Origin of the sequence: Pseudomonas paraversuta (assembly GCF_904063065.1) — a bacterium.
Taxonomy (GTDB): domain Bacteria; phylum Pseudomonadota; class Gammaproteobacteria; order Pseudomonadales; family Pseudomonadaceae; genus Aquipseudomonas; species Aquipseudomonas paraversuta.
On the sequence record NZ_CAJFCL010000004.1, the window covers coordinates 105,873 to 126,282 of the forward strand.

The following is a 20,410-nucleotide window of genomic DNA, read 5'->3' on the forward strand; positions in this document are numbered from 1 at the left end:
ATCCGTTATCAATATCGCGCAGCTCGAAGCCACCCAGAATGCTCTGGTTGACCGGCCCGGGGGTTGACCGATCTCAATCCTGTGACTGACCAGCGCTGCAAAAGTTTATCGGCAGCCTTAAGACCGCCAAACCAATGTCTGGAAGTTTGGGGGTGAAGGATAGTCTTTCAAGGGGATTAAAACCTGCGATTTAAAGAATCGTCGCGCTTCGATTCTGCGAGCGTCTGGCATACACTGCGCGGCCGTTTTTTAACCGGAACTCGAAAGACATGAAAAGCGCCACTCCAGCACGTGCCTGCGGCATCGACTTTGGCACGTCCAACTCCACCGTCGGCTGGCTGCGCCCAGGCGTGGAAACCCTCATCGCGCTGGAGGACGACAAGATCACCCTGCCCTCCGTAGTGTTCTTCAACATTGAAGAGCGCCGCCCGGTGTATGGCCGTCTGGCGCTGCATGAGTATCTGGAAGGCTACGAAGGCCGCCTGATGCGCTCGCTCAAGAGCCTGTTGGGTTCCAAGCTGATCAAGCACGACACCAGCGTTTTGGGCACGGCCATGCCGTTCAAGGACCTGTTGGGGCTGTTTATCGCCCAGCTTAAAAAGCGCGCCGAAGCGACCGCGGGCCGTGAATTTGAAGAAGTGGTGCTGGGCCGCCCGGTGTATTTCGTCGATGACGATCCGCTGGCCGACCAGGAAGCCGAGAACACCCTGACCGACGTGGCCCGCGCCATCGGCTTCAAGGAAGTCTCGTTCCAGTACGAGCCCATTGCCGCAGCGTTCGACTATGAGTCGACCATCCAGCGCGAAGAGCTGGTGCTGATTGTCGATATCGGCGGTGGTACCTCCGACTTCTCGCTGGTGCGCCTGTCCCCTGAGCGCCGTGGCATGGACCATCGCCAGGACGACATCCTGGCCACGGGCGGCGTGCACGTGGGCGGTACCGACTTCGACAAGCAACTGAGCCTGCAAGGGGTCATGCCGCTGTTCGGCTACGGTAGCCGGATGAAAAGCGGGGCCTACATGCCCACCAGTCATCACATGAACCTGGCGACCTGGCACACCATCAACTCGGTGTATGCACAGAAAACCCAGATCGCGCTGAACAGCATGCGCTACGACATCGTCGATACCGGCGGGATTGACCGCTTGTTCAAGTTGATCGAACAGCGCGCCGGTCACTGGCTGGCGATGGAAATCGAAGAAACCAAAATCGAACTGACCCACGCCCAGAGCCGCCATGTGCCGCTGGACCGGGTAGAACCGGGGCTAAGTGTCGAACTGAGCCGGGCGCTGTTTGAAGCCTCCATCGACAACCAGCTGGAGCGCATCCGCAACAGCGTGACTGACTTGCTCAGCAGTGCGGGCGTGGGTGTCGAGCAGGTGGATACGGTGTTCTTCACCGGCGGCTCGAGCGGTATTCCGGCGCTGCGCCAGAGCGTCGCGGCCATGCTGCCCAACGCCCATCACGTCGAAGGCAACATCTTCGGCAGCATCGGCAGCGGTTTGGCGATTGAAGCCAAAAAGCGTTACGGCTAAAACCACACCCTTGTCGCTGCCGCAGCCTGCGGCAGCGACAAGGGATTGCGGGTTAGACCAGCTCCATCTGCTTGAGCTCACTCTTCAGATACGCATAGTAAATCGGCCCGGCCACCACCCCCGGCAGGCCGAAGGCTGCCTCGAATACCAGCATCGCCAGCAGTAGCTCCCAGGATTTGGCACTGATCTGGCCGCCAACGATCTTGGCATTGAGGAAGTATTCCAGCTTGTGGATAACGATCAGATAGCCCAGAGCCCCTACCGCGACCCAGATCGACAGGGACAAGCCGACGATGGTGATCAGGGTGTTGGAGATCAGGTTACCTATCACTGGCAGCAGCCCCAGCAGGAAGGTCAGCACAATCAGGGTTTTGGTCAGCGGCAAATGCACGCCGAACAGCGGCAGGATCACCGCCAGAAACACCCCGGTGAACACGGTATTGAGCAGCGCGATTTTGATCTGCGCAAACACGATGTTGCGAAACGCCTGCACCAGCAGGTGCAAACGGTCGAACAGCGCGGCTGACAGGGGCTTGCGACGGCTGACATCCGGGATGCGCTGCAACGCGATGATGGCGCCCAGCACCATGCCAATCAGCAACGTCACGAACATGTGCGCGGCGTCTTTGCCCACCAGTTGCAGATCGCTGAGGTGTTTGTTGCCCCATTCGCCGATCGCCACCCTGAACTCGGCCGCGCTGGCCGGCAGATAGCTGTCCAGAAACGGCGGCAATTGACCCCGCGCCCGGTCGACCACGACCATGAATTTATTCAGCGATGCCCCGGGGTTTTCTGCTTCGTGCAGCAAGAAGCTGATGGCGCCGGCAAAAATCAACGCCAGCACGCTGACCACCAGAGTGCCCAGCAATGCCACCGCCAGCCAGCGCGCCCGGCGCCCGGCGATCAGCCGCTGCAGTTGTGGCGTGAGCATGTTGACCAGTTCGTAAACCAGCAACCCGGCCAGCAGGCTGGGCAACAGGCGCAACGGAAAAACCAGCAACAAGCCGCCAGCGATGATGAGGTAACTGGCGAACAAAATGTGACGCTGAGAAAACGATGGCATACAGCCTCAAAACAAGCAGCGCGAAAGGACAGGCAGTCTGCCAGCCTTCAGCGGGCAGCACTAGAAGTTGTGACGTTGCCCTGCTACCTGCAGGCGCGGCTTGCCCGCGATTGCAGCGGATCTGCAGGCGTCGCGAGCAAGCCCGTTGCTGCCGGGGGCTTTATTTCTTCTTCAGGCAATCGCTCATAAAAGCTTTGCGTGCATCGCCTTTGAGGGCCTGGGTGCCGGCAGTGGCGTTACAGGTTTTCATTTTTTCCTGCTGAGTCGCAGGGGCCGCCGGGGCGGCTTTAAGGCAAGTGCTCATAAACGCTTTGCGCTCATCGCCCTTGAGGGCCTTGGCACTCGCATCGGCATTGCAGGTGGTCATTTTGTTTTGCTGGGCCGTGGCCGCAAAACCCTGGGAGCACAGCAACAAGCCCATCATCAGCAGAGGAATACGCAGCTTCGTCATGGAGTTTTCTCCTTATGGCCGCACCGAGTGGCAGCGGACTGCTCTGGAGTGTAGACAAACTCTGTTACATCACGCCCCGGGCCTGACGCCGATATTGCTCCGGCGTGCAGCCGGCCTGACGGGCGAACATGGCGATAAACGCCGATGAGGTGCTGTAGCCCAGATCAAAACCCACGTCCTGCACGCTGCGCGAAGACTCCAGCGCTTCAATCGCCGCCAGAAACCGCAGGCGTTGCCGCCACTCGCCGAAGCTCATGCCCAGTTCCCGGACAAACAGTCGCGCCAGGGTCCGCTCGCTGACATGCACCTGAGCGGCCCACTGCCCAAGCGGCCGATTGTCGCCGGGCTGGCTCTGCAGGGCCTCAAGGACCACCTGCAGGCCGGGATGACGGGCGTAAGGCAAATAGCACTGATGCACAGGTGCCTGGCGCAACTGATCGACCAGAACCTGGGCCAGTCTCTTGTCGGACTCGCTTTGGGGAATGTTGATGTCGCGCCGGGCAAAGTCGCTGAGGATGGCTTTGAGAATGTCGCTGATGGCCAGCGTCACCGGAGTCTTGGGCAGGTGCCGGCAATGGACGACATCCAGGTAGACCGAACGATAGACAATCGCCTGCGGGTTATAGGCGCTGTGCTCGGTATGGGGCGGGACCCAGACCGCGTACTGCGGCGGTGACATGAAGCGCTGGCCGTTGACCTCGTAGCGCATCACCCCGTGGGCCACATAGTCCAGCGAGCCCCAGGCATGGACATGGGGCGCAGCATGGCTGTCGGCATCAAATTCGGCATAACGGAAGTACACCGGGGCCGGCAAGCCGTCGAATTCGGGAACGTTGATCAGATTCTTGCGCATGCTGTCTGGATTCAGGGGGAGATTGGCCGGATCGAAGTATAGGCTTGCAGACAGACAGGCGGATAATCGCTGCTCATTAACCCTGTGGTTGTTCCTGATGCAATACGCTTACCCGCTACTGGCCATTTTTATCTGGGCCGGCAATACCGTAATCAACAAACTCGCGGTCGGCGCCATCTTCCCGTCCGAGATCGGCTTCTATCGCTGGCTGCTGGCCGGCCTGCTGTTCACCCCGTTCATGCTCAAACCGGTGATCGCCAACTGGTCGGTGATCCGCCCCAATCTGGGCAAGATCTTTGTCCTCGGCGTGCTGGGCATGGCGATTTATCAAAGCCTGGCCTACTACGCCGCAGCCCGGACTTCGGCCACCAACATGGGGATCATCCTGTCGTTGATGCCGTTGATGGTGCTGGCCATGTCGATCATCAGCCTGGGGCAGCGTCTTACCGCCGGAGCCCTGGTCGGCGCGATCGTATCCTTTGTCGGCGTGCTGGTGGTGGTATCGAGCGGCAGCTTCAGTGCCCTGCTTGACCACGGCCTCAACCTGGGCGACGCGATGATGCTGATTGCCACTCTGGCCTATGCGATCTACAGCACCTTGCTGAAAAAATGGCAGTTGCGCCTGCCTCCCCTGCAGATGCTGTACATGCAGATCCTGGTGGCGATTGTGGTGTTGCTGCCGTTGTACCTGATGTCACCCAAGACCGGCCTTACGGTGCACAACATCGGGCTGGTGCTGTATGCCTGTATTCTGGCCTCCATGCTGGCACCTTTGGCCTGGATGAAAGCCGTCACCGTGCTGGGCCCGAGCCGCACCACGCTGTTCTTCAACCTGTTGCCGCTGATCACGGCGCTGATTGCCGCGGTGGTGCTCAAAGAGCAACTGCATGCTTACCACCTGATTGGTGGCGCACTGACCCTGGCCGGGGTAATCCTCTCGGAACGCTGGACCACGCCCCTGAGAAAGACACCAAAAATCGGATAAAACTTTCTCCTCGCGCTGAACTCACAACTTGTGAACCGATCTTGCCAGCAGAGCAAGGCGGCAACCTGATGAGTAAGGAGATTGAAATGAGCGACATGCAATTAACCGATAAAAAGACCCTGCGCGAACGTGCCCGCAAGAACGTCGAAGAAGGTGCTGTCACTGAAGGCTACAGCGCCAACCGCGAAGAGATCCTTCGCCTGCTCAACGAATCCCTGGCCACCGAGTGGGTGTGCGTGCTGCGCTACAAGCGCCACTACTTCATGGCTACCGGGATCAAGGCCCACGTGGCCGCGCAAGAGTTCCTGGAGCACGCCACCCAGGAGATGGAGCACGCCGACAAACTGGCCGAGCGCATTGTGCAACTGGGTGGCGAACCTGAATTCAACCCCGACCTGCTGTCGAAAAATTCCCACGCCCAGTACGTCGCGGGCAAAAACCTGAAGGAAATGGTTTACGAAGATTTGGTGGCCGAGCGCATTGCGGTCGACAGCTATCGCGAAATCATTCAGTACATCGGCGACAAGGATCCGACCACACGCCGGATTTTCGAAGAAATCCTCGCCCAAGAGGAAGAGCATGCCGATGACATGGCGGATCTGCTCAAAGGGCTGTAAACAGACCCGCAAATGCAAATGCCCGCCCCCATGTGATGAGGGGCGGGCATTTTTTTGTCTGGATCAAGCCGCCAGCACTGGCCTGCAGGAGCGAGCTTGCTGGCGATCTTTTGATCTTAAAAGCTCGCTCCTGCAGGGTTTGTGGGGCTACTTCACCGTTTTCGGTACCTTGCCCTGCTGCATCTGTTGCAGCAGCGGTGCGCACTGGTTGGGTTCGCCGCCGCTGGGGGCGATCAACGCCAGCAGACCGGCCGCCGGGCCGGCAATCACGCCCAGCGCCACCATGCCGGCACCGCGCAGTAGCAGCGGTACCGCTTCCACACCCGCCGAAGGGTTGCCAAAGGTGCCTTTTACGTACAGCGGTGAGCGCAGCGAAAACAAACGCAGCCCCTTGGACTCGGGGGTGATTTTCAGGTCGAGCTGTTCGGTGGCAAAGTTGGCGGTGCCGTCGATGTAGATGATCGCGTTCTCGGTATCAAACACAAACAACTGCGAAGTGGCCAGACCATCCTTGATCCCGAAGTCCGCCGCCGCACAGTTGATCTTCACGTCTTCGTCGCCGAATATTTTGCCCACCACATAGTTACCGACGTTCAGGCCGGCAATTTCCATAAGGCTGCGGCTGATGGCGCCATCATTGATGATCATCTTCAAGCCGCCATTGGCCGTGCCCAGTAACTTGGCCACCGAGTTGCCGGTGCCCGACAGCGTGGCATCGCCATTGAGCTCACCAAAGCTGGTTTTCATCGGTTCAAAGGTCGGGAACAGCTGCTTGAGCTTGAAGTTGCGCGCGGTCAATTTGGCCCGCCCCAGCATCGGCGTACTGCGCCCGTTGAGGTTGATTTGCGCATCCAGCTTGCCGCCCGCCACGCCAAAACGCAGTGGTTCGAGTTTCAGCTCGCCATTGTCCAGCACCACATGGGTGTACAGGTCAGTGAACGGCAGCTCGGCACTCTGGACGATGCGCTTGCCGGTGAATTCCACATCGGCATCCATATCGCGCCAGCGTTCAGTGCGGAACTCTTCAACCGGCAATACTTTGCCCGCCGGTTGTTTGCTGTCGCCGCCACGGGCTTTTTGCTTGGCGTTGGAGTCCGCGCCAATCAACGGGGCCAGGTCAGCCATCAGCAATTGATTGGACACCAGTGCGCCGCTCAGCTTGGGCCGTGGCTGGCTGGCGACGTATTTCAGGTTGCCATGAATATCGCTGCTACCGATTTTGCCGTTGAAGTTTTCGTAAGTGAAAACTGCGCCGTCCGGCTCATGCAGTTTGGCAATCAGGTGGCCATCGGTTGAGTACGGCGGCGAGTCAGGCAGGGTTACGCCGGTCAGTGGATAAAGGTTGCCCAGGCTGCTGCCTGCCAATTTCAGGCGCAGGTCCAGCGCCCCCAGGTTGAGCGGGTCGGTCAGGGTCCCGGCCAGCGCGACTTTGGTGTCGGCAATGCTGACTTGCGCCTGCAACGGGAAGGGTTTGGCCGCGTCCTGCAAGGCCAGCAGGCCGCCAATTTTGCCGGTGCCGTCGAGGTTCTGGCCGTGGTACTGACCTTTGACCTTCAGCGCGAATGCGTAGTCTTGTGGCGCAGAACCTTTCTCCAGCGCTTTTTTCGCCGCGCTCTGGCCGACGATGTCGCTGAACGGGATGGGTTTGCCCAGCGGATCGATCACGACATCCAGACGGGTTTTGAGGGTCTGGTCATTGAGCGTCACATGGCCCTTGTCGAAACCTATGGCGCCAATGTCCACCTTCCAGTCCGAGGGTTTTTCGTTCGGGTCTTTGGGGTCTAACTTGAATGTCCAGTTCGCCCGGCCATCGGCCAGACGCTCCAGGCTGGCCGATGGCTCGGTCAGGTCGATACGCGGGATATCCACGGTCTGCGTCAGCAGCGCCAGCGGTGACAGACGCAACTCCACCTTCTTCAGGCCGACCATTTGCGGTTCTTTTGACCACTCGGGATTGCCCAGGCTCAGGTCTTCGGCAATCACATGGGGCCAAGGCACCCAGGCACGCCAGCCACCCTCGTCCGCTTCGCGCTGCCAGCGCACGGCCAGGTTGCCGTTAATGGCAAATGGGCGATGGAGGATGTCAGACACTTTGGTATTGATTGTGGGCTTGATCCGGTTCCAGTCGAAGGTAGCGAGGATCACCACCAGGACCACCACCAGCAGAAGCAAAATACCGCCAATCCAGGCAAGGACTTTACGGGTGCGTGTCATTTAACGGCTCCTTATTACGGCTGAACGTCCCAACTGCGGCGTTTTACAATGGCTGCGACGCTAATAAAAGTACGACTGTCAAAGACTGCCCAAGGTTTAACCGGAGGCCGACTTTCATGAAAAAAACACCCGAAAGCCGCAAGCCAGAGCACTCAAGCCTGAACAATCAATTGTGTTGATTATCACCATTGGCCGTATGAACTTTGATATCGAAGATCCAAGCGTAGCATTGCTTACCTGACTAACTAATTGCCCTGCTACGGAGCACCGATATCATGAAACGCCCATTACTGCTTGGTCTTGGCCTCTCACTGTTGGCCATCAACGCCTTTGCGATGCCCGCCGACGACGAGCAAACCCCCATGGTGCAGCCTGCTTCCAGCAGCTTGAGCCAACCGCTGAATCCTGTGGCTGAAGACGGTGCCCAACGCACCCTGAACCAGCAGAACCGCGTAGCTGAGGACGGTGCACAACGCACTCTCAACCAGCAGAACCCCGTGGCTGAGGACGGCGCACAACGCACTCTGAACCAGCAGAACCCCGTGGCTGAAGATGGCTACGACCGCACTCAACGCCAGAGCAACCTGGTGGCGGAAGGCGGCGCGGATCGTCTTGCTGAAAGGAATCAACGTGCCAGCTAATCAAGTGATTGCAGGAGCCCGACGGCAACTGATTGCTCGCGATCTGTTTACGCAGTAATAGAGCTCGCGAGCAAGCTCGCTCCTGCAGAGTCTCCATTGCAGTTCGACGTCATCAAAGCCGATTTGCTAGAGTGCGCCGCTGTACTTGTCTGGAATACCAGCTCCGATGCTGCCTCGCGCCGAACAGAAGCAACAAACCCGCCTTGCGCTGATGGATGCCGCCCGCCACTTGATGGAATCGGGTCGCGGCTTTGGCAGCCTGAGCCTGCGCGAAGTCGCAAAAACCGCAGGCATAGTGCCCACCGGCTTTTATCGGCACTTCAGCGACATGGACCAACTGGGCCTGGCGCTGGTCAGTGAAGTCGGTCAGACCTTTCGCGAAACCATTCGTCTGGTGCGACACAACGAACTGTTTATGGGCGGTGTGATCAACGCGTCGGTACGGATCTTTCTCGATGTGGTGCAGGCCAACCGCTCGCAGTTTCTGTTTCTGGCCCGCGAGCAATACGGCGGCTCACAGCCAGTGCGCCAGGCTATCGGGGCGCTGCGCGAAGACATCACCTCGGATCTGGCCGCCGACCTCGGGTCCAAGCCCAAGCTGCAGCACTTGAACCACGCAGGCCTTACGGTAATTGCCGATCTGGTGGTTAAAAGTGTGTTCGCGGCCTTGCCCGATGTCATCGATCCGCCCGCCGAGGCGCTCCCCGACTACCTGCAACCCCAGGCAAAAATCAGCCAGCAGCTGCGCTTTATCTTTATCGGACTCAAGCACTGGCAAGGCCTGGGCAGTACCGAGTAAAGGCGCGCACCTTGTTGGTGCGAAATAAAACTCATAGCGCACCATTATCGCTCGCCGCAGCCCCTTTCCCTTCCCCGGATCACTCGCCTTTGTTGTGCAACCCAAGGTTGGCAAGCCCCTTGCTCTGATCAAGGCATTGTCAATTGCAGGAAGCCTACCGATGTTGGTGATTCATCGCAGAGTTCAGCCCCACCCCGTGTGGAGCGCTGAGTTACACCTCAACTTCGAAGCCCGGAGCAAAAGCCGTTTGCGTTGCTTTAGCAGTGACGCCGAGGACGTCGGCCTGTTCCTTGAACGCGGACAACCGCCCCTGCATGACGGCGAATTTCTGCAAGCCCAGGACGGGCGCATCGTGCGGGTGTGTGCCAGCCCCGAAAAGTTGCTGCACGTGACCTGTCTCAATGCCTTTGAGTTGACCCGCGCGGCCTATCACCTGGGCAACCGCCATGTTGCCCTGCAAGTCGGCGATGGCTGGCTGCGCCTGCTCGATGACTACGTACTCAAAGCCATGCTGGAACAATTGGGCGCGCAGACCGAAGCCATTGAGGCGCCGTTCCAACCGGAGCATGGCGCCTACGGCGGCGGTCATCATCATTCCCGCGCAGGCGAAGAAGACTTCAACTACGCCCCGCGCCTGCATCAGTTTGGTGTGCGTTTGTGAGTCCGGCATGGGCGCTGTTGCGCCTGGCCAGCCCACAGCTGCCGATTGGCGGCTACAGCTATTCCCAGGGCCTGGAAATGGCCGTCGAGAATGGCCGGGTATCCAGCCCGGCAACTGCCAGCCGCTGGATCAGCGATCAATTGCTGCTCAATCTGGCGCGCTTCGAGGCTCCGTTGCTGCTCGCCCATTGCCGGGCGGCGGCCGACGAAGACTGGAGTGCCTTGCAGCAGTTTTGCGACGAACACCGCGCCAGTCGTGAAACCCGCGAATTGCATCAGGAAAGCCGGCAAATGGGCTACTCCCTGCAGCAACTTCTGATGGGGTTGCCCGAGCTGGATGAGCCTGCACGGCTATTTCTCACCCAACAAGCCGAGCCGCACCTGGCACTCGGCTGGGCACTGGCTGCCCGGGCCTGGGGCATCAGTGCGTCAGACGCGCTGGCAGCCTGGCTGTGGAGCTGGCTGGAAAACCAATTGGCGGTGCTGATGAAAACCCTGCCGCTGGGCCAGCAGGCCGCTCAACGCATGACCAGCGAGTTATCCCCGGCGCTGCAGCAGGCGCAACAACACGCCAGCAACCTCGACTTATCCCGTTTGGGCAGTGCCGCTTTCGGCCTGTCATTGGCGAGCATGGCCCACGAGCGCCAGTACAGCCGTCTGTTTCGTTCCTAGGAGAATGCAATGAACACACAACCTTTGCGGGTCGGCATCGGGGGCCCGGTGGGCTCCGGCAAAACTGCCCTGACCCTGGCCCTGTGCCTGGCACTGCGGGACAAATACAACCTGGCGGTGGTCACCAACGATATTTATACCCGCGAAGATGCCGATTTTCTGGTGCGTAACCAGGCGCTGGCACCGGAGCGGATCATCGGTGTAGAAACCGGCGGCTGCCCGCACACCGCCATTCGTGAAGATGCATCGATCAACCTCGAAGCCGTGGATCAGCTGAACCGGCGCTTCCCCGGGCTGGACCTGATTCTGGTGGAATCGGGTGGGGATAACTTGTCGGCCACCTTCAGCCCGGAACTGTCCGACCTGACGATCTACGTGATCGATGTATCCGCAGGGGACAAGTTGCCGCGCAAGGGTGGACCGGGGATTTGCAAATCCGACTTGCTGGTGATCAATAAAATCGACCTCGCACCGCTGGTGGGCGCATCGCTGGAGCTGATGGACAGTGACACCCGGCGCATGCGCGGCGCCAAGCCCTTTGTGTTCAGCAATCAAAAAACCGGCCACGGCCTGGATACCATCGTGAGGTTTATTGAACGGCAGGGGCTGTTGATCTCATAACCCGCGATCTTTTGTGGGCCTGAAGCTTTAAAAGCTCGCGCCTACAGAGTTGGACGTCACGGTGTATCATGTCGCGCAAACGCCCCAGCCGTGACGACGCCTGCCAATGCCCCATGTAGCCAGCTCCGCCTTCCCGCTCGAACTGACCGCCCTGTTTGCGGCGGTACAGCAGCATTTTCGCCAGGTCATTGTGCCGCTCTGGCAAGGCCCCGGCTGGAATGCCGAACTGGAACTGCCCTATGAGGCACTCAGCCCCGAGCACCGGCCACTGACGCCCCAGCGCTATCGCGCCATGGCCTGCGCCCGTCAGCTATATCTATTCGCCAGCTTGATCGATGACCCTGCCTTCCCCGGCGCTGCCGAGCGCGCAGGCAGGTTGTTCCGCTCGCTGCAAAGGCACTTTTACGACGCCGTACACGGCGGCTGGTTTTACAGCATCGACCCCGACGGCGCGCCGCTGGACCAGCGTAAAGACCTGTATACCCACGCCTTTATCATCTTTGCCTGCGCCCATTACTGGGGCAAGGTGCGCGAGCCGGCGGTGGAATCAGTGCTCAATGCCGCGCTGAAAGTCGTCGCCGAGCGCTTCAGCGATGGTAATGGCCTGTACGAAGCCAGCCTCGAGCGGGACTGGTCAACGCTGGACACCGGCCCGCTGCAGAACCCGTTGATGCATCTGGCCGAGGCGTTTCTGGCGACTTTGTCGGTGCGCGACGATGCGCCGGTACACAGCGCATTGCTGGCGCTGGCCGATGGCATGCAACAGCGCTTTATCGAGCCTGTGCATAACGCCTTGCTCGAAAAACCGCTGGGGGCTGTGGATAACTGGTTTGAACCCGGGCATCAGTTTGAGTGGTTCTACTTGCTGGAGTCCTCGCCACTGCTGCGTCAAACAGCCCTGCACAACTCGCTTGCGCTCGCCTTCGACTTTGCCGAACAGGTTGGGGTCGACCCGCAGACCGGGGCGGTCTGCGGCATGCTGGCCCCGGATGGCACCTTGCGCGATGGTACCCAGCGCATCTGGGCCCAGGCCGAGTACCTGCGCGCCCTGACCTTGCGTCCGGCGCCCCTGCCCCGCCTGCAACGCCAGTTGCTGGCGTTGCAGCAGAACTTTTTACATGCCGGTGGCTGGTATGAATGCCGGGATGCGGCAGGCAACGTCAGCCGCCTGGACATGCCGTCGACCACGCCGTATCACCTGGCCACCTGCTACAGCGGCCTGGCGCAACTCCTGTAGGAGCGAGCTTGCCTCGCGAATATGTAAAGAGCTCGCGAGGCGAGCTCGCTCCTACAGGGGCAAGGTCAGGCAATCCACTTGCGATCGCCGGTAAAGCTGATGGTCAGCCAGCGCGCACTGTCGGCCGCGCCCAACATGCCTGATATCTCTTCACGAAACCCGTCCAGGGTCTTGATGCTGGTCAGCGGATATCCCGCCGGCAACACGATATGGATCTCGATAAAACGCGCCCTTCCGTGCTTTTGCACATAGGTTTTGTAGCCCTCAAAGCCATGGCGCGCCGACATTTCCTCGAGCACATCCCGCACCTTGTCATCGAGCTTGTCCGGGGCAATACCCAGGACGTCGCGCAAAGCCGGGCGCAGGATTTTGAACGCCGGAGCCAGCATGCTGAAAGCCAGCAAAATCAGGATCGCCGGGTCTACATAGGCGGCCCAATGGGCATAACCCTGTTGTTTCAGAATCAGCGCCGTGACAAAACTTATCAACAGCCCCACCGACAGCATCGCGTCCACCAGCCAGCTGATGTTGTCGAACTGGATCAGGCTGGACTTGAGCTTGCGGTTTTTACGCCGGACCCAGAAGTAGTAGGCAAACTCGATTACGGTAAACACCGCCGCGTAGATGATCACCAGGCCCAGCTCAATTTCGCGCCCGCCATTGATAATGCCGAACACGCCATTGAGAAAGGCATAGATCGCAATCAAAAACAGGAAACTGCCTTCGATCAGCAGCACCATGGGCTCAAGGTGCCAGAAGCCGAACTGGAAACGTTCGTTGCTTTCCTTGGCGATCAACTGTGCCGTGATCAGCATCAGTACTTTGATAAAGGTCGCGATCAAAGAGAAGAACCCATCGAACAAGATGGATTGCGAACCCGAAATAACACCCGTCACGATGCCGGCGATGGCCACCGCGAACATCAGAACGGTCGATTGTTTGAGCAGTTTCTGCTCACCACTGTTACTCACAAAAACTCCTTTTCAGCCCTGTTGAATGCGACCCCCTCAGGAGGTCGCGGGCAGGCTGCCAGGCGTGAGTTTACTCTGTGGCGTGGCGTTCGATGGCAAAACCGCTCCAGGACTGCGTGACGGGCATCAGTTCAAGGCGATTGATGTTGATGTGGGCCGGCGTATTGAGCACCCAGAAAATCGTCTCGGCGATGTCTTGCGGCTGAATCGGCTCAGCACCCTGGTAGGTGGCGTCATAGCGGGCCTTGTCGCCGCCGAAGCGCACCATCGAGAATTCGCTTTCACACAGACCCGGTTCAACGTTGCTGACCCGCACGCCCGTGCCCTGCAAGTCGCAGCGCAGGTTCAGGGAGAACTGCTTGACGAAGGCTTTGGTGCCGCCATAGACATGGCTGCCGGGGTACGGGTAGCTGCCGGCGATAGAGCCCAGGTTAACGATACCGGCACCGCGGCCGTAGGCAATCAGCCGGGGCAGCAGCAGGCGCGTGGTGTAGAGCAGCCCCTTGATGTTGGTATCGACCATGGTTTCCCAATCGTCGAGGTCGCACTTGGGCGCCGGATCGGTGCCCAGCGCCAGCCCGGCATTGTTGATAAGTCCGCGCAGCTTGCTGAACGACGGTGGCAGATTGGCAATTGCCTCTTCCATCGCCTTGCGATCACGTACATCTACTACCAGGCCATGGACTTCGGTCTGGCTGGACAGTTCTTCGCACAGGGCATCCAGACGCTCTTTACGGCGGCCGGTCAGTACCAGTTTCCAGCCTGCTTGCGCAAACTTGCGAGCGCAGGCCTCACCAAATCCGGAAGTGGCGCCCGTAATAAACAGGGTGGAAGTCATAGCGTTCTCCTTGGCTGGCGGGCATCGGCCGCCGTTGAATAAGACGGGAAGCAGCATGCCCCGGCTGCGATTTGGCGGCAACCCGGCACATGATCCCGGACAAAACCTGTACGAAAAACAACCAACTCCCTGCAGGCCATGCCAGACAAGGGCTGGAGCCATATGCACTCACGTTATCCACAGGCCCGTCCACAGTCTTTGGGGGCAACTCCAAAATGGCCAAAGCCTCTGGCCACAAGGGGTTGAGCGCTAATTGAAGAGTTTTTAGCTTGACCTGGACGCAGGCAACATGCAGCCGCCCCAAAAAGGTGCAACCCGGTAAAACCTCTGAGATAGCCAGAGGCCAGTAATTCCGCCGCTCAGGGCATTCCTTCCAGAGTTTAACCACAGACTTATCCACAGGTTTGTTATCGACTAATGACTATGTTTATAACTGAACAAATCTGTTGACAAATCCTGCAGGAAGCCAGGTAAAAACCGCTGATCAAAAAACAACCACACCCATGAAAGCCACGTAAACAAAGGCCTGCAGCCAACTACTCCCACGTTACCCACAGCCACCTCCACAGCAAACGGGGACAAGTCAAAATGATGTTAAAACAGGTATTTAGAGCGGCTTTATGTCGCGCTTTCGCGGGTCTGGAATATTGTTTTCCACAATTTCAAAAGTGCGCTGTCGAAAAACAAAAAGCCCCTGGAAAGGGGCTGCGAAAATTGCAGGAGCGAGCTGGCTCGCGAGATTTGCAAAGCGCTCGCTCCTGCAGGGTGAACCCTTTAGTGCCCGCCTAAATACGCGTTGCGTACTTCTTCGTTGCTCAACAGTTCCTTGCCGGTTCCGGTCAGGCGGATTTCACCGTTGACCATCACGTAGGCCCGGTCCGACAGGCGCAGGGCGTGGTTGGCGTTTTGCTCGACCAGAAAGATGGTCATGCCGGTGGTAGCCAGTTCACGCAAGGTCGCAAAAATCTGCTTCACCACGATCGGCGCCAGCCCCAGGCTGGGTTCGTCCAGCAACAGCAACTTGGGACGGCTCATCAGGGCGCGGGCGATGGCGAGCATTTGCTGCTCACCGCCCGACATGGTCATTGCCCGCTGATTACGCCGCTCCTTGAGCCTGGGGAAGAGTTCGAACATGCGCTGCATGTCTTCGTCGACATGCTTGTCGCCGATGGGGATGGTGCCCATCAACAGGTTTTCTTCCACCGTCATGTCCGGAAATACGCGACGGCCTTCCGGTGACTGGGCGATGCCGTGGGAGGCAATGTAGTGCGAGGACTTCTGAGTGATGTCCACGCCCTGGTAGAAGATCTGCCCGCCACTGGCTCTGGGCTGGCCGAAGATCGACATCAGCAACGTGGACTTGCCCGCACCGTTGGAGCCGATCAGGCTCACGGTTTCGCCTTCCTCGATGTGCATCGAGACTTTTTTCAGGGCCTGGATCGGCCCGTAGTGAACGTCCAGTTCCTTGAGTTCGAGGATAGTGCCCGTCATATCAGCTCCTCTTCGTCGGCGCCAAGGTAGGCCGCGATCACTTTCGGGTCGTTGCGAATGGCTTCCGGCCCGCCCTGTGCGATCACGTTGCCGTGGTCGAGCACCACTATGTGATCGGAAATACTCATGACCATCCCCATGTCGTGTTCGATCAATACCACGGTCAAGTCGTGGTCGTCCCGCAGCAGGCGAATCATCGCACTGAGCGCTTCGGTTTCCTGCGGGTTAAGCCCGGCCGCCGGTTCGTCCAGACAGATGATTTGCGGCCGCGTGCACATGGCCCGGGCAATTTCCAGGCGCCGCTGCTGGCCGTAAGACAACTCCCCGGCCAGGCGGTTGGCACAGTTCACCAGGTCGACGACTTCCAGCCAGTAAAACGCATGGTCCAGCGCATCGCTTTCGGCCTTGCGGTAGCCCTTGGTGTTGAGGATGCCCGCCAGCATGTTGCGGTTGACCCACATGTGCTGCGCCACCAGCAGGTTTTCCAGCACCGACATTTCCTTGAACAGACGAATGTTCTGAAACGTGCGCGCCAGCCCTGCACGGTTAACCAGATGGGTGCCGCCGAACATTTTGTAGTACAGGCGGCTGGCAAAGGCTTTGGGCGAGACAAAGTCCGTCAGCCTGAATGGCTCCCCCAGCAGCTTGATGACATTGGTCCGCGCACCACGGGCATTGAGTTCGATTCTGCCGCCACTGGCTTTGTAAAACCCGGTCAGGCAGTTGAACACGGTGGTTTTCCCCGCCCCGTTAGGCCCGATCAGGGCAAAGATTGAATTGCGTTTGACCTTGAGACTGACATCGCTCAGAGCCTTGATCCCGCCAAAGTGCATCATCAGCTTGTCGACCGAGAGCACTACTTCGTCGTTGCTGGAGAGGTCTTTCATGGCGCGACTCCCTTACGTGGCGTGACCCCGACACGGCTGACCCGGATCAGGCCCCGTGGGCGCCAGATCATCATCAGCACCATCAATACGCCAAACAGCAGCACCCGGTACTCGGCAAAACTGCGTAACAGTTCCGGCGCCACGGTCAGGACAAATGCAGCAATCACCACCCCCACGGTCGAGCCCATACCACCGAGCACCACAATGGCGAGGATCAGCGCCGACTCGAAGAAGGTGAACGATGACGGGTTGACGAACCCTTGGTAGCTGGCAAAAAACACCCCGGCCAGACCTGCCGTAGAAGCGCCGAGGGTGAAGGCTGAAAGTTTGACCAGAACGTGATTCAGACCCATGGCGCGGCAGGCGATTTCGTCTTCACGCAACGCTTCCCAGGCCCGGCCAATCGGCATGCGAGTCAGGCGGTGCTTGATGTACAGCACCAGCAGCACCACCAGAAACAGCACGATGTAGATAAACAGGAATTTGATATTGGGGTTGTAGTCCAGACCGAAGAACTGATGGAACGGTACCCCGCCGTCCTTGGCCACGCGACCGAACTCCAGGCCGAAAAACGTCGGCGATGGTACCGGCATGCCGTTGGGGCCGCCGGTAAATGACAGCCAGTTGTTGAGCACCAGGCGAATGATTTCACCAAAGCCCAGGGTCACGATGGCCAGATAGTCACCGTGCATTCGCAACACCGGGAACCCGAGAATGCATCCGGCCATCGCTGCCGCAATCGCCGCCAGCGGCAGCACCGACCAGAAACCCAGCCCCAGATACTGATAACCCAGTGCCAGCCCATAAGCGCCGATGGCATAGAAGGCCACGTAGCCCAGGTCGAGCAGCCCCGCCAGGCCCACCACTATGTTCAGCCCCAGACCGAGCAACACGTAGATCAGGCCGAGAATGACCACCGTCAGAATGTATTTGTTGGCGAAAAACGGAAACACGATGGCGATCACGATCAGCAACGGCACGATCCAGCGCAGCCGCGATTTGTAATCCGGGGGCAGTACGTGCACGCCGGAGCCGGTGGACTCGAACCCCTGAAGGATTTTCAGGCCCCTGGCCGTTTGCAGGAACAGGCTCAGAACAAAGCGCCCCACCATCACAATCGCAACCAGCCAGCCGACGCGCGCCGGTTGCAGGTTAAAGCTGTAGCCGTCGAGCACCACCCCCACGATAGGTCCGAACACAATCAATGAAATCAACCCGGCAAGGATCGAATCAACGACGCTTTTTTTGATATCAATCGGTTTGTTAATGGCTGCAGACATACTTACACCTTCGCCACGAGAGGACGACCCAGCAGGCCCTGGGGACGGAAAATCAGGATCAGCACCAGCAATGAGAAACTGAACACGTCCTTGTAATCCGAGTTAACCAGGCCGGCAAATAGTGATTCGGAAATGCCCAGGATGATTCCGCCGAGCATGGCCCCGGGCAGGGATCCGATCCCGCCGAGTACCGCAGCCGTGAACGCCTTGATCCCGATAATGAAGCCGGCGTAAAAGTCGAACGTGCCGTAGTTCATGGTAATCAGCACCCCGGCCAACGCGGCCATGGCGGCACCTATTACAAACACGTAGGAGATCACCCGGTCGGTGTTGATGCCCAGGATCGACGCCATCTTGCGGTCTTGCTGGGTAGCACGGCACATGCGCCCCAGCTTGGTGTACTTGATGATGTAGGTCAGCAGGCCCATGCCTGCAAAGGCCGCGATCAGAATGAAGACTTTGGTGTAGGTCAGTTGTACAAAACCGGTGCCGATATCGACGCGCCAGGAACCACTGAGCAGTGTCGGGACGCCTTGTTGCCGCGAGCCCTGGGCAATTTGCACATAGTTTTGCAGGATCAGGGAAATACCAATGGCGCTGATCAGTGGCGCCAGCCGTGTGGAATTTCGCAGAGGTTTGTAAGCCACACGTTCAATCACCCAGCCATACACGCCAGTGACGATGACGGTGAAGACCAGGGTGCCCAACATCAGCAGCGGGAAGGATTCAACGCCGAAGTATGCCAACAGAGCCAGACTGATAGCCGCGAGGTAAGCGGAGATCATGTACACCTCGCCGTGGGCGAAGTTGATCATGCCGATGATGCCGTAGACCATTGTGTAGCCGATGGCAATCAGGCCGTAAACAGACCCGAGGGTCAGGCCGTTCAGCAGTTGCTGTAGGAATATACCGTCCATAACGCAATCTCACGCACTTGAGCCATTGCGCAAACCCGCCCGCAGGGCAAGGTTTGCGCCGCTCATGGAAAAGAAGACAGGTGATGCAGACATGCCTGATGCCCTTTCTCCGTAGGACCGAGCTTGCTCGCGATCTTTAACAGCTCGCGAGCAAGCTCGCTCCTACAGGAGAAGGCAGAGCGGCTTATCTCACTTCTGTTTTTCCAGCTGGTGATATTTGCCGTCCTTGTCCCACTGGTAAACCACGTAGTCAGAGACTTTGAGATCGCCTTTGGCGTCCCATTCCTTCTTGCCCATTACGGTTTCAACCGGGTTGGCCTTGAGCCACTTGGCAGCGTCTTCGCCCTTGTTGGACTTGGCGCCATTGAAAGCGTCAGCCAGGGCCTGAACCGAGGCGTAGGCATACAGGGTGTAGCCTTCCGGTTCGGTGCCGGCTTTACGGAACTGCTCAACCACCGCTTTGCTGTCCGGCAGCAGGCGCGGGTCGGCGCCGAAAGTCATGTACACGCCATCGACGTACTGCGGGCCGCCAGCAGTAGCGACCAGTTCGTCGGTTACAACACCATCATCGGACATGAACTTCACATCCTTGAGGCCAGCCTCACGCAGTTGACGCACCAGCGGGCCCGCCTCTGGGTGCAAGCCGCCGAAGTACACCACATCGGCGCCCAGCGAGCGGATTTTGGTGACCAGGGCACTGAAGTCCTTTTCACCACGGGTAAGGCCTTCTTCCAGGACCGGTTTGACTCCGCGCTTGGTCAGTTGCGCACTGGTGGCATCGGCAAGACCTTTACCGTAGGTGTCCTTGTCGTTGATAACCGCGACTTTCTTGCCTTTGAGCACGTCGACAATGTAGTCACCCGCCACGATGCCCTGCTGGTCATCACGCCCGCACATACGGAACACCGCGTCCAGCTTGCGCTCGGTAACCTGCGGATTAGTCGAGCCCGGCGTAATCATGATCACACCCGCATCGGCATACACATCCGACGCCGGAATGGTGTTCGAAGAGCAGAAGTGACCTACAACCCCGATTACTTTGTCCTGATCCACCAGGCGGTTGGCAACGGCTACAGCCTGCTTCGGCTCACAGGCATCGTCGCCCGCCACCAGCTTGATCTGCTCACCGTTAATTCCGCCCGCCTTGTTGATTGCATCCGCAGCCGCCTGCGCGCCCTTCATGTACTGCTCGCCAAATGCCGCGTTGGCACCGGTCATCGGGCCCGCCACACCGATTTTCACATCAGCCTGAACAAACGAAGAAACACCCAACGCTGTTGCTACCGCGAGGGCCAGAAAACCTTTCTTGTAGAACGTCTGCGACATGAGGTGGTGCTCCTGAGGTTTTGTTAGATGGCACTTCGACTTCAGGTGAAGCTCAGAGCAAGCCGCGTGCCATTGGTTTTTTATTCTTAAAAAAGCCGCTGTCTTGTTGTTATATCGGCTGTTTCGAGTCCATTTTCATTGGACGTGCAACCGTCTAGACCAAGGAAGGTAAAACTGTTTTTGATGGGTTGGTGTTACCTGAAACGACAAGGGTTGCAACCGGGTTGCCCGGCTCCGGGCAACCACTCTGTAACCACTTACGTCACCTAACTGCACACTCCCGGTGCGCGACTGCTACAGGCCGCACCATTTGAGGCTAGTCGATGCCGGGGCAGATGCGTCCGGGAGCCTG

20 protein-coding genes are annotated in these 20,410 nt (G+C 58.8%); 9 read left to right on the forward strand and 11 right to left on the reverse strand.

The genetic code is table 11. From position 1 onward, the window contains the following. Nucleotides 1-269 precede the first annotated feature (269 nt). Entirely contained in the window at nucleotides 270-1,535 is a 1,266-nt protein-coding gene (locus JQ845_RS09415) for an Hsp70 family protein (protein ID WP_003439118.1), read from the forward strand. Between the two features lie 52 nt (nucleotides 1,536-1,587). On the opposite strand, the gene JQ845_RS09420 is transcribed toward JQ845_RS09415, so the two are convergent. The 3 genes from JQ845_RS09420 to JQ845_RS09430 form a co-directional block, all read right to left on the reverse strand. Next, complete coding sequence (locus tag JQ845_RS09420; protein ID WP_003439115.1) at nucleotides 1,588-2,598, reverse strand: AI-2E family transporter; 1,011 nt, start codon at nucleotides 2,596-2,598, stop codon at nucleotides 1,588-1,590. A 160-nt stretch (nucleotides 2,599-2,758) separates the two neighbouring features. Then, on the reverse strand, nucleotides 2,759-3,049 hold the full coding sequence (locus JQ845_RS09425) for a PsiF family protein (RefSeq protein WP_003439112.1): 291 nt from the start codon (nucleotides 3,047-3,049) through the stop codon (nucleotides 2,759-2,761). Nucleotides 3,050-3,113: 64 nt separating this feature from the next. Continuing rightward, nucleotides 3,114-3,902, reverse strand: coding sequence for an AraC family transcriptional regulator (locus JQ845_RS09430; protein WP_010656246.1), 789 nt, complete (start codon nucleotides 3,900-3,902; stop codon nucleotides 3,114-3,116). 97 nt (nucleotides 3,903-3,999) lie between these two features. On the opposite strand from JQ845_RS09430, the gene JQ845_RS09435 reads away from it, so the two are divergent. Next, entirely contained in the window at nucleotides 4,000-4,887 is an 888-nt protein-coding gene (locus tag JQ845_RS09435; RefSeq protein WP_010656247.1) for a DMT family transporter, read from the forward strand. A gap of 86 nt (nucleotides 4,888-4,973) precedes the next feature. Continuing rightward, nucleotides 4,974-5,504 (forward strand): ferritin-like domain-containing protein, encoded by a 531-nt coding sequence (locus JQ845_RS09440; RefSeq protein WP_003439105.1) that lies wholly within the window; start codon nucleotides 4,974-4,976, stop codon nucleotides 5,502-5,504. A 147-nt stretch (nucleotides 5,505-5,651) separates the two neighbouring features. Here JQ845_RS09440 and JQ845_RS09445 read toward each other — a convergent pair whose 3' ends face one another. Next, nucleotides 5,652-7,718, reverse strand: a complete 2,067-nt coding sequence (locus JQ845_RS09445) for an AsmA family protein (protein ID WP_203008927.1) — start codon at nucleotides 7,716-7,718, stop codon at nucleotides 5,652-5,654. A 275-nt stretch (nucleotides 7,719-7,993) separates the two neighbouring features. On the opposite strand from JQ845_RS09445, the gene JQ845_RS09450 reads away from it, so the two are divergent. From JQ845_RS09450 to JQ845_RS09475, 6 genes are all read left to right on the forward strand, one after another. Then, entirely contained in the window at nucleotides 7,994-8,359 is a 366-nt protein-coding gene (locus tag JQ845_RS09450; protein ID WP_003439095.1) for a hypothetical protein, read from the forward strand. Between the two features lie 166 nt (nucleotides 8,360-8,525). Then, entirely contained in the window at nucleotides 8,526-9,158 is a 633-nt protein-coding gene (locus JQ845_RS09455; protein ID WP_003439093.1) for a TetR family transcriptional regulator, read from the forward strand. A gap of 160 nt (nucleotides 9,159-9,318) precedes the next feature. Then, nucleotides 9,319-9,819, forward strand: coding sequence for an urease accessory protein UreE (ureE, locus tag JQ845_RS09460; RefSeq protein ID WP_003439091.1), 501 nt, complete (start codon nucleotides 9,319-9,321; stop codon nucleotides 9,817-9,819). Continuing rightward, nucleotides 9,816-10,490, forward strand: a complete 675-nt coding sequence (locus JQ845_RS09465; RefSeq protein ID WP_003439089.1) for an urease accessory protein UreF — start codon at nucleotides 9,816-9,818, stop codon at nucleotides 10,488-10,490. The genes ureE and JQ845_RS09465 overlap by 4 nt, the downstream gene beginning before the upstream one ends. Nucleotides 10,491-10,499: 9 nt before the next feature. Further along, nucleotides 10,500-11,111, forward strand: coding sequence for an urease accessory protein UreG (gene ureG / locus JQ845_RS09470; RefSeq protein WP_003439087.1), 612 nt, complete (start codon nucleotides 10,500-10,502; stop codon nucleotides 11,109-11,111). A gap of 106 nt (nucleotides 11,112-11,217) precedes the next feature. Then, nucleotides 11,218-12,348, forward strand: coding sequence for an AGE family epimerase/isomerase (locus JQ845_RS09475; RefSeq protein ID WP_203008928.1), 1,131 nt, complete (start codon nucleotides 11,218-11,220; stop codon nucleotides 12,346-12,348). A gap of 65 nt (nucleotides 12,349-12,413) precedes the next feature. Here the strand turns inward: JQ845_RS09475 and JQ845_RS09480 are convergent, their stop codons facing one another. The 7 genes from JQ845_RS09480 to JQ845_RS09510 form a co-directional block, all read right to left on the reverse strand. Then, a complete protein-coding gene (locus JQ845_RS09480; protein WP_003439083.1) occupies nucleotides 12,414-13,319 on the reverse strand; it encodes a cation diffusion facilitator family transporter in 906 nt (301 codons plus the stop codon). Between the two features lie 70 nt (nucleotides 13,320-13,389). Then, entirely contained in the window at nucleotides 13,390-14,157 is a 768-nt protein-coding gene (locus JQ845_RS09485) for an SDR family oxidoreductase (protein WP_003439076.1), read from the reverse strand. 774 nt (nucleotides 14,158-14,931) lie between these two features. Beyond that, the gene (locus JQ845_RS09490; RefSeq protein WP_003439073.1) at nucleotides 14,932-15,648 is read right to left on the reverse strand and encodes an ABC transporter ATP-binding protein; all 717 of its coding nucleotides are present in this window, start codon (nucleotides 15,646-15,648) and stop codon (nucleotides 14,932-14,934) included. Further along, entirely contained in the window at nucleotides 15,645-16,535 is an 891-nt protein-coding gene (locus tag JQ845_RS09495) for an ABC transporter ATP-binding protein (RefSeq protein ID WP_003439071.1), read from the reverse strand. Before JQ845_RS09495 ends, JQ845_RS09490 begins: the two co-directional genes overlap by 4 nt. Then, nucleotides 16,532-17,815, reverse strand: coding sequence for a high-affinity branched-chain amino acid ABC transporter permease LivM (livM, locus tag JQ845_RS09500; protein WP_010656249.1), 1,284 nt, complete (start codon nucleotides 17,813-17,815; stop codon nucleotides 16,532-16,534). The genes JQ845_RS09495 and livM overlap by 4 nt, the downstream gene beginning before the upstream one ends. A 2-nt stretch (nucleotides 17,816-17,817) precedes the next feature. Then, on the reverse strand, nucleotides 17,818-18,732 hold the full coding sequence (locus tag JQ845_RS09505; RefSeq protein WP_003439067.1) for an ABC transporter permease subunit: 915 nt from the start codon (nucleotides 18,730-18,732) through the stop codon (nucleotides 17,818-17,820). Between the two features lie 189 nt (nucleotides 18,733-18,921). Further along, a complete protein-coding gene (locus JQ845_RS09510) occupies nucleotides 18,922-20,058 on the reverse strand; it encodes a branched-chain amino acid ABC transporter substrate-binding protein (protein WP_003439065.1) in 1,137 nt (378 codons plus the stop codon). Nucleotides 20,059-20,410 lie beyond the last annotated feature (352 nt).

Excerpts from the sequence above, each read along its gene's own strand:
- ureG (WP_003439087.1), top strand. The coding sequence starts at position 10,500 with ATGAACACACAACCTTTGCGGGTCGGCATCGGGGGCCCGGTGGGCTCC.
- ureE (WP_003439091.1), top strand. The coding sequence starts at position 9,319 with ATGTTGGTGATTCATCGCAGAGTTCAGCCCCACCCCGTGTGGAGCGCT.
- JQ845_RS09485 (WP_003439076.1), bottom strand. The coding sequence starts at position 14,157 with ATGACTTCCACCCTGTTTATTACGGGCGCCACTTCCGGATTTGGTGAG.
- livM (WP_010656249.1), bottom strand. The coding sequence starts at position 17,815 with ATGTCTGCAGCCATTAACAAACCGATTGATATCAAAAAAAGCGTCGTT.
- JQ845_RS09490 (WP_003439073.1), bottom strand. The coding sequence starts at position 15,648 with ATGACGGGCACTATCCTCGAACTCAAGGAACTGGACGTTCACTACGGG.
- JQ845_RS09445 (WP_203008927.1), bottom strand. The coding sequence starts at position 7,718 with ATGACACGCACCCGTAAAGTCCTTGCCTGGATTGGCGGTATTTTGCTT.
- JQ845_RS09510 (WP_003439065.1), bottom strand. The coding sequence starts at position 20,058 with ATGTCGCAGACGTTCTACAAGAAAGGTTTTCTGGCCCTCGCGGTAGCA.
- JQ845_RS09435 (WP_010656247.1), top strand. The coding sequence starts at position 4,000 with ATGCAATACGCTTACCCGCTACTGGCCATTTTTATCTGGGCCGGCAAT.
- JQ845_RS09420 (WP_003439115.1), bottom strand. The coding sequence starts at position 2,598 with ATGCCATCGTTTTCTCAGCGTCACATTTTGTTCGCCAGTTACCTCATC.
- JQ845_RS09475 (WP_203008928.1), top strand. The coding sequence starts at position 11,218 with ATGCCCCATGTAGCCAGCTCCGCCTTCCCGCTCGAACTGACCGCCCTG.
- JQ845_RS09450 (WP_003439095.1), top strand. The coding sequence starts at position 7,994 with ATGAAACGCCCATTACTGCTTGGTCTTGGCCTCTCACTGTTGGCCATC.
- JQ845_RS09505 (WP_003439067.1), bottom strand. The coding sequence starts at position 18,732 with ATGGACGGTATATTCCTACAGCAACTGCTGAACGGCCTGACCCTCGGG.
- JQ845_RS09455 (WP_003439093.1), top strand. The coding sequence starts at position 8,526 with ATGCTGCCTCGCGCCGAACAGAAGCAACAAACCCGCCTTGCGCTGATG.
- JQ845_RS09425 (WP_003439112.1), bottom strand. The coding sequence starts at position 3,049 with ATGACGAAGCTGCGTATTCCTCTGCTGATGATGGGCTTGTTGCTGTGC.
- JQ845_RS09495 (WP_003439071.1), bottom strand. The coding sequence starts at position 16,535 with ATGAAAGACCTCTCCAGCAACGACGAAGTAGTGCTCTCGGTCGACAAG.
- JQ845_RS09415 (WP_003439118.1), top strand. The coding sequence starts at position 270 with ATGAAAAGCGCCACTCCAGCACGTGCCTGCGGCATCGACTTTGGCACG.
- JQ845_RS09440 (WP_003439105.1), top strand. The coding sequence starts at position 4,974 with ATGAGCGACATGCAATTAACCGATAAAAAGACCCTGCGCGAACGTGCC.
- JQ845_RS09430 (WP_010656246.1), bottom strand. The coding sequence starts at position 3,902 with ATGCGCAAGAATCTGATCAACGTTCCCGAATTCGACGGCTTGCCGGCC.